This is a genomic window from Chamaesiphon sp. OTE_20_metabat_361 (assembly GCF_031364565.1).
The window spans coordinates 1-2,097 of the sequence record NZ_JANLWO010000771.1 but is presented as its reverse complement, the minus strand read 5'-3'; the positions used below and the strand labels follow the sequence as shown (position 1 = coordinate 2,097).

At 46.8% G+C, this 2,097-nt stretch carries 3 protein-coding genes; 2 read left to right on the top strand and 1 reads right to left on the bottom strand.

Translation table 11 applies throughout. From position 1 onward, the window contains the following. Window positions 1–246: 246 nt before the first annotated feature. The gene (locus tag RMO35_RS21830) at window positions 247–858 is read right to left on the bottom strand and encodes a chromophore lyase CpcT/CpeT (RefSeq protein WP_309744254.1); all 612 of its coding nucleotides are present in this window, start codon (window positions 856–858) and stop codon (window positions 247–249) included. A gap of 65 nt (window positions 859–923) precedes the next feature. Here RMO35_RS21830 and RMO35_RS21825 point away from each other — a divergent pair, with 65 nt between their 5' ends. Together RMO35_RS21825 and RMO35_RS21820 are read left to right on the top strand one after the other, a co-directional pair. After that, window positions 924–1,853, top strand: coding sequence for a cobalamin-binding protein (locus tag RMO35_RS21825; RefSeq protein WP_309744252.1), 930 nt, complete (start codon window positions 924–926; stop codon window positions 1,851–1,853). Next, window positions 1,846–2,097, top strand: a 252-nt coding sequence (locus tag RMO35_RS21820) for a DUF309 domain-containing protein (protein ID WP_309744250.1), incomplete at its 3' end; no start/stop codon positions are given. The genes RMO35_RS21825 and RMO35_RS21820, both read left to right, overlap by 8 nt.

Below are 2,097 nucleotides of genomic sequence, written 5' to 3'. Positions count from 1 at the left end.
GCAGCGGACTCGATCGAGTCTGCTGCTGTGATGGGGCGATTTTAGTAAATCGAGGATGACGATTATGCGATCGACTAATTCAGTATGTTTCGATGCTAGGATAAATAAATATTCAGTTTTAGCTATAGCAATAGCTAAGATCGTTAGGACGTTTTCTAATTAGTCCGCGTAGGCGGACTTTGCATCATAAGCGGCGATTTCAATCGCTGTGTCCTAACAGCCTTGGCGGTTGCTATAACTTTTTGGCTACAGAGATTGGGCAACCTGACTAAGCTGGATTTCATCGGCAAAACTGGCTGTCTGAGTGAATTCAAATGGCCCCGCGATCGATCCCCAGACGCGCTCGTCGGTTTCAAGATCGCGACCACGATCGAGGCTACTTAGGTGCCCAGGGCCGATCTCAAAGCTATTGTCCAAATAAGTATCCTTGCCATTTCTATTGACCTTGCAGCCCTTTCCAGGCTCCACGTAGCCTTTAAATGTACTGCCAGTCCACTCGGTTATCATCGTGCAACCAGGCATCTTAATAATTTTATCGCGGGTGAGTCGATCGAATATCTCAGGTTTGCGGGCGGCTCCGTAAAATTCGGCTTCTGGATCGATCGTGTAGTGTTCGATTTCGATGCGGTCATTCATAATCACAAAGTTCAATACTCGCAAGCGATAGGGATTGTGCAGCATGAAATCATAAGCCTGTTCCAGAAACAAACTCACTCCACCAAACAACTCATACGGTAGCGGACGCATACACACCCGAATGTGGGCAAAAAATGGCGGATTTTCAAATGCCTGTGCTTGATTGCTAAAATCGCCAGCCATCCAACGTGCTAGGGTTGGAATATCGGTAGAATGAGTCATAGTGGAGGTTAGATGTTAATTACTGTCGATTTTACTGGAACCGTGCCCTTCTATTTTCGCAACTTATGACTCAATTAGCATCACTGCGGCTAGTTTCACTTTTACCGAGTGCCACGGAAATTATTGCTTGTTTGGGATTGACGGAGCAACTAGTCGGAATTTCCCATGAGTGTGACTACCCGCCAGAAATAAAAAATCGCCCAGTTTGCACTGCGGCAAGACTTTCGATCCATCAGCCTAGTGGCGAGATTCATCAAGAGGTAGATAAATTACTGGCAGCAGCGGCGAGTATTTATGAAATTAATCTCGACGAGCTGACTAGATTAGAACCTACTCACATTATCACCCAAGACCAGTGTGACGTTTGCGCGGTAAGTTTTGGTGAAGTAGAAAAAGCCGTCGCCAAATTAACGAATAGTCACCCCCAAATTATCTCACTCCAACCCGACACGATCGCCGATGTCTGGGCAGATATTCAACGCGTCGGTGAAACTCTCCAGGTTGACTGGCAACCGATTCTCTCGGCACTTCAATCCAGAGTTAAAACTTGCCAAACTCAGTGCGAAAGTCTCCAGGCAAATCCGCCGCGAGTTGCCTGTATCGAGTGGACAGATCCGCTAATGTTGGCAGGAAATTGGATTCCCGAACTAGTTGAGATAGCTGGAGGTAAGTCGATTGGCGGAGTTACCGGACAACATTCACCCCGGATTAGTTGGGATGAATTAATCGCCGCCGATCCCGATACGATTATTTTTATGCCTTGTGGTTTCGATCTTGACAGAACTCGGATTGAAGCTCAACCATTGACTAAACATCCCCAATGGGAAAAGCTTAAAGCAGTCCAATTGGGTCGAGTCTACATTACTGATGGTAATGCCTATTTCAATCGTCCCGGCCCCAGACTCGTAGAATCCCTAGAAATCCTCACCGAAATCCTCAATCCCCAATGCAATTACGGTCATCATGGCAATGGTTGGCTGAAAATAGATGAGTGACTACCCAGCCGAATGGTTACAGGGTATTCATGAGTTTAATACAGGCGAATATTATGCCTGTCATGATACCCTTGAAGCCTTGTGGATGGACTCGATCGATCCAGACAAAAAGTTCTATCAAGGTGTACTGCAAATCGCCGTCGCTTGCTATCATCTCCACAATCGCAACTGGCGCGGCGCGGTGACTTTACTCGGCGAAGGGATCGGTCGGTTGCCTTATTATCAACCAATATATGCGGGGATT

Coding starts and splice junctions, on each gene's coding strand:
- RMO35_RS21825 (WP_309744252.1), top strand. CDS start 924: ATGACTCAATTAGCATCACTGCGGCTAGTTTCACTTTTACCGAGTGCC.
- RMO35_RS21830 (WP_309744254.1), bottom strand. CDS start 858: ATGACTCATTCTACCGATATTCCAACCCTAGCACGTTGGATGGCTGGC.